We start from the raw sequence: 5,378 nt of genomic DNA, 5'->3' as shown, positions 1-5,378 counted from the left end.
TCCTCGATGGCTGTCTAACATTCCATCGGGTCCAAGAACCTGGGGGCAAGACACGCTCGATGATCTGAAACATGGGATGGTCACCTAGAGCACCCCAACAAGTAGGGCCGGATTCGAGAGGAGACGGGGGCTCGCGCGGGATGCTGTTGTTGGTTTCGAGGTTAGGCCGGGGAAGCTTCGTGTCATCCATGGGAACTCCTAGCGCCCGGCGCTGCCGAACGCCCTGCTGTGAAGGAATTGGGTCTGTTGGACGCCGCAATGCTCGATCGCTGCGGCGCGGAGCGTCAGGGATTGCGTTTGGGACGTACGAACGAGACGGGTCCCGTCCGCGGCACCAGCCCGGCAAGCGGATTGCCCGCCGTCGGCAGGGTCGCCGGCTTGTTCGAGCTCGCCGGCGTTGACGGGCGAGGGCGCGCCAAGCCCTCGGCTGCCCCTGGATTGCGCCAGGCGTGATCACGGACGTAGGCGTGGTAGGCCTCGACCGCATCGTCCGCGTTCTCGTACTTGAGCAGGCCACGATCCCGCCAGGCCTTTGCACGGCGCCGCACGTAGATGTCGTGTGGCGATCTATGCCACGGAGACAGCGCCCGCAGCACCACCACTAATTCCCCGGTGTCGAGGTCGTAAAGCGCCATCTCGCGAAGGTCGGTGCTCAGCAGCCGGGCCATGTAGGACTTGCCGATCAGATCCCAGCGTCCTTTCAGGCGTGGCGACCGATAGATCGCGTTCTCCCAATGTACGTGGGGTAAGACACGATCCTTCTGGCTACCGCGTATGAACACCTTCTTGCGGAGCGTGCGGAGTGCGCGCACGTCCTCCGGTGTCTGGCTGAGACGCGTTAGCCAAGGGCGTGAGCGCAGGTAGCCCTCGTGGACATCGCGCGGGGAACGCCCCTGTAGGCCGCCGTGGGCGGTCACGTTGTAGCGGGAGATGACGACGTCCGTTAGGTCTTCGAGGGCAATGAGATCGAGCGGGTAATCGTTTGGATTCAACGCATTCGCGCGAGTGGCGTCATCAGTCATTGCGCCGGCCGGCCGAAACCCGCCGGCAAGTCGCCGATAGACACGCTCTTCTATCATCTTGAAGAACGCCTCGACGTGAGGACGCCGTTCCGGAATGCCTGCGGGACCCAGGTTGACGATGCCCAGCTGGAACGACGAGAGGCTCTCGGTGCTCAGCTTGGAGGTGTGAGCCGAATCGTTGTCCATCGAGTCGCACGCCGGCCGCAGGATCTCGTTCGAAGCTAGTCCCGAACTCGGCATCCATGCCTGCACGTCGTAATTCATGTCAGGCGAGACCAGCGCACGCGGTGCCCATGGCGTGAGCGCGCGGGCATGCAGCTCGAGCAGATCGTGTTGGCTGTACTTCCGGCCGACGACCAGATGCCAGGCGTAGACGGCGAATGAAACGGAATCGACCATCACGAGCAACCAGATGCAGGGCACATCCACCATGACGGTCGTCCCGTCGGGTCCCGGTGCCTGCAAGCGCCAATTGACGTCGGTCTTGTGGCCATCGACCTCGACCTGATCCAGCGGTGCCAATGCGATCAGGTCGGCGAGTCGGTGTGCTTGAGGCGCATCTGCCTCAGGCTGCAGCAGATTTCCGTTGAGCGTCCGGCGGCGCTGGACCAGCAGGTGACGCATCAGGGCACGGCGGCCCTGATCGGGTGTGTTCAGCGGGAACTTGCCGCTCGCGCCGGCCTGCACCAAGAGTTCCTTGAACTTGTCGAAGAACTTCTCGAACGCATCCGCCGGTCGATTGCGCCTCGGCAGCGGGCCTTTGTACTTTTCGACCAGCGTCGAGACGGCTTGCAGAGCGTGCAGCAGCCGAACCAAAGCATGCGGTCCCGGGCCCGCGGGTACCTCGACGCACTTGACGTTTACGCCTCGACTCCGGCGGCGCCAGGGCACGCAGGCTCTGAAGCCCCACGCACGCCCATCCGGCGCGAGTTCGTCTACCATCTGCATGATCGAGCTCAACGTGCCGCGGTTGGTGCCATGCAAGCGCGCAGCATCGCGTACCGTCATGCCCTTCTTCACGCTCGTGACTGCGGCGACATTGCGTCGGTAGGCGCCGCGCCGCCGGTCGTCGAACAACGATTCGTCCGGTCGCGCCCACGACAATAGCTCTGAGTCAGTTTCGATGTCCGTCACGACTCGATCCTCCACGTCAGGGAGGAGGCGCCCAACGGCTTGTCCCAGTCGATCCCCACCTCGCCGCTGTGGATCAGATCCGCTAGGCCGCAGCTCAGGTCAGCCGTGGAGAAGCCGCCGAGCTGCTGTTCGATCTGATCTACGCGCAGCCGCTCGCGCGTGCTCACGACCTCCAGCACACGCTGCCGTAGCGCTTGGCGGCTGCTGAGCCTGTGCGCCCCCTGCACACTCGGTAACAAGCGGAACTGATTGGTCGCGCGCGCTCCTCGCAGTGGCATCTCCGCTTCGCAGACGAAGCGCAAAGGCAACCGTGCCGCTTCCGCCGCGGCGAGGAGTGCCTCGGCCTGACGATGGCGCGCGCGCCCACCGCTGCCCATCACGGTTTCAGGCGCTCGCACGACGAGCGTCAGGTGTTCCCGTCCACCGCGGTGGCGATGCCACCAGGAGAACTCCACTTCCTGTTGGTCCACTACCAGCGTGCGCGGACGCTCGATGAAGACCTCGACGGAGGGGTCGAATTCGAGTTCCAGGGCGACCAGCAACCTGGGAAGGCCGATGACGCGCACGAGGCGCCCGCATTTGGGGGAGTAGAAGCTGTACACGTCCTCCGCCTGCAACTCATGCAGGCCGAGCGTGCGGGGTTGGTAGGGCAGGGCGCCCCTTGCGACGGCGCTCATGCGCACACCGCCGCTTCCAAGAAGAGGAGCATTTTCGACCGCGCCCACGACGCGACCTTTCGCGCACTCAAGCGCGTACCCGATCGAGCAAAACGGTTCATTTCACGTTCTCCAGGCCACAAGCGCCCGCGACACCCCCCTGTGGGGTATCGACACAGTCCGTGAAAATGGGGTACCGTGGGGGCACGAGCTGCACCTCAGCGGAACGGCCCCTTTCTGGTGTAGCGCCAGAAGGGGGCTTTCATTTTCAAGGGTGGGGCTTACGAGTTCGTGCCGCAGCGAGATGTCTGGTGAGGTCTCCAATCCACGCGTTGCGCGGGGTCAGCGGTGAGGGAATCGGACGCGCGGTAGCGACACGCATCCACGAAGAGTTGGCTCGCCGAGACGATCTCCTTACCGTACCCTCGGTCGTCTAGACAAGCTTGATGCTCCCATCGCTAGCGGCAGCGAGCAGTCGCTCGACATGACGCTCGGCACGCTTGCCATCGCTGCCTGAAATCGTTTCGGCGTCTGAACCCAGCAGCGTCAAATGCTCCCTGCCCGAGCGCTCGCTCCACCAGCATGTCAATGCTAGAGGTGCGGTTCGGAGGTGCACGAGAGTCGGGCGTGCTTTTCGAGCAGCTCCAGTCAGTTCGATTAGAGGACTCATATAGATCGGGCTTGTGCTTCCTGCGACACCCAGCAAGCGCAGACAACCGGAGATGCCTTATTTTTTCTGCCGTGGCACTCCGCTGTCTGGCGCGCTTCAGTTTCATGGATATTCGTTTTTTCGCCTGACGTACCATTGCGCTGAGCCCCCCCCCCCGAAAACCGTAGGCTCCCCCTGACCTCCCACACAGCTGCCAAATTCAGGCGCCGCCATCATCCGGGCACCGGGGCCTGATTCAGCGGCAGAGCGCGGCAACCTGTCAACTATTTTTTTTGAGCATCCTGCCGATAGTCTGCGCCATTAAACCGAATCTGGTTGGGTCATTATCGGAGTGGACGACCACTAATCGAAGAATCTGCTGCGGCAGAAGGGATGTATTTTGGTTGGGACCTCGCCATTCCCCTGAGGGGTGTGACTCTTAAAGGGCGATCCGCGATTTGGCCCGTCGATTCAAGTGCGATTGAGCGGGGAAACACGTGAACCAGCGTTGTCGAACGGCTCCAGACGAGAGCTCCAAGACCCACCGGGTGCGACACGCTACGCCCGACTGGCTGAGAACAGCCCCGCCTGCTCGATGAACTCGCTGGCCGCGGCGTTGTCCGCCGTGCAGTGGGAAACCGTGAGCTCGAAGCGCGCACGGGTCATGCTGACGTACATGAGCCGGCGCTCCTCATCGAGCACCTTGCCGATCGCCGAGCTGGGCGGCAGCACGCGGGGCTCGCAGGGCATGAGCCAGACGCGATCGAACTCAAGGCTCTTGCTGCCATGCAGGGTCATCACGCGCGGCCCGGTCCTGGTCTGCTTTTCCTCGGCAGTTTCGAGCCTGCGGATAAACCCGCGCAGGTCGTCGGACTTAACGGTGCGGAAGCGCTCGACGCAGTTGCTCAGGCGCGTGCGCTCGGTCTCAAGCACCGCGGAGGGTGTCTTGGATTTTCCCTGCCAACGCACCTGGCTCAGGATGAACTACGCGATCGCCTCGAAGCCGATCCCTTGGGCGGCCTCTGGGCGCGCATCGAGGCCGGCAGGTACTCGCGAAGCAATCGCACCGGAGCCGGCATGCTGGCCAGCTCGGGCAGATCCTGCGTCGCAAACCGCAGTGCCTGGTCGCCCAGCAGGCGCGCCAGGTCCAGCTTCGAGGTGTTGTAGAAGCTCGTACCTGCCTTGCGCAGCAGGAAGGGCTCGGGGTTCAGGCTCGCCTTGGATTTCGACTCGAACTCTTCCAGCACCGCGGCCTTGGTGGGCTCCAGCACGCAGTCGAGGCGCCGCAGCACGGTGAAGGGCGGGATGACGCGCCCGTACTCGGACTGCCTGTAGTCGCCGCGCAGCAGATCGGCGACGGACCAGATGAAAGACGACAGGGCTTGATGATTCATGGGCTCCACGGAATTCAATAGGCGAAACGCGTACGCGGCAGACAGGCTGCAGACCGCAGCGGCCGATGATGCTGCAGAGCGTGAGTCGCAGGGAGTGAGAGTGTGTCGGGCTAGGCTCTACAGGCCAACCCCCGAAAGCCGGCGGCGCCGCTGGCGCTCGGAGAGTAGTGCACTCCGACCACGCAGTGTCTGTGGAGGTCAAGGGTCGTGCGAAGCGCGGCCTGCACTGCTGGGTGCGTGCTCGCTTGCGGCGCCGCTTAGGGCGTCAGCCGCCCACCTTCGAGATGGTGGAGACGGTGGGCGGCTTGGTCCAGAAGGCCTCGCCCAGTCGGATCATGTACTGGGCGAAGAGCTGGCCGGCAGCAGAGTGTGGCAATGGACTGAACGGGGGCAGGCTGCAGCCTCTAGACATGGGTGATGCGGCATACGAGGCCCTCTTCAACAGCTCCCGGTAGATGTTGTCGCGCAGTGTCTTGCCCCCAGGTTCTTGGACCCGATGGAATGTTAGACAGCCATCGAGGAG

The 5,378-nt window shown here is 63.6% G+C and carries 5 protein-coding genes; all 5 read right to left on the bottom strand.

The features are described 5' to 3' along the window. Window positions 1–284 precede the first annotated feature (284 nt). Window positions 285–2,156, bottom strand: a complete 1,872-nt coding sequence (locus Q0654_RS13415) for a hypothetical protein (protein WP_298854615.1) — start codon at window positions 2,154–2,156, stop codon at window positions 285–287. After that, entirely contained in the window at window positions 2,153–2,833 is a 681-nt protein-coding gene (locus Q0654_RS13410; RefSeq protein WP_298854613.1) for a hypothetical protein, read from the bottom strand. The genes Q0654_RS13415 and Q0654_RS13410 overlap by 4 nt, the downstream gene beginning before the upstream one ends. Before the next feature lie 1,186 nt (window positions 2,834–4,019). Then, the gene (locus Q0654_RS13405; RefSeq protein WP_298854611.1) at window positions 4,020–4,394 is read right to left on the bottom strand and encodes a 3'-5' exonuclease; all 375 of its coding nucleotides are present in this window, start codon (window positions 4,392–4,394) and stop codon (window positions 4,020–4,022) included. 41 nt (window positions 4,395–4,435) lie between these two features. Beyond that, the gene (locus Q0654_RS13400) at window positions 4,436–4,855 is read right to left on the bottom strand and encodes a type I restriction-modification system subunit M N-terminal domain-containing protein (RefSeq protein WP_298854609.1); all 420 of its coding nucleotides are present in this window, start codon (window positions 4,853–4,855) and stop codon (window positions 4,436–4,438) included. 265 nt (window positions 4,856–5,120) lie between these two features. Beyond that, window positions 5,121–5,378 (bottom strand): hypothetical protein (locus tag Q0654_RS13395; RefSeq protein WP_298854607.1); only part of this gene is annotated, 258 nt, incomplete at its 5' end.

Origin of the sequence: uncultured Aquimonas sp. (genome assembly GCF_937888285.1) — a bacterium.
In the GTDB taxonomy this organism is placed as follows: Bacteria; Pseudomonadota; Gammaproteobacteria; order Xanthomonadales; family Xanthomonadaceae; genus Aquimonas.
The sequence above is the reverse complement of the archived record's forward strand: the minus strand, read 5'-3'. Positions and strand labels throughout refer to the sequence as shown.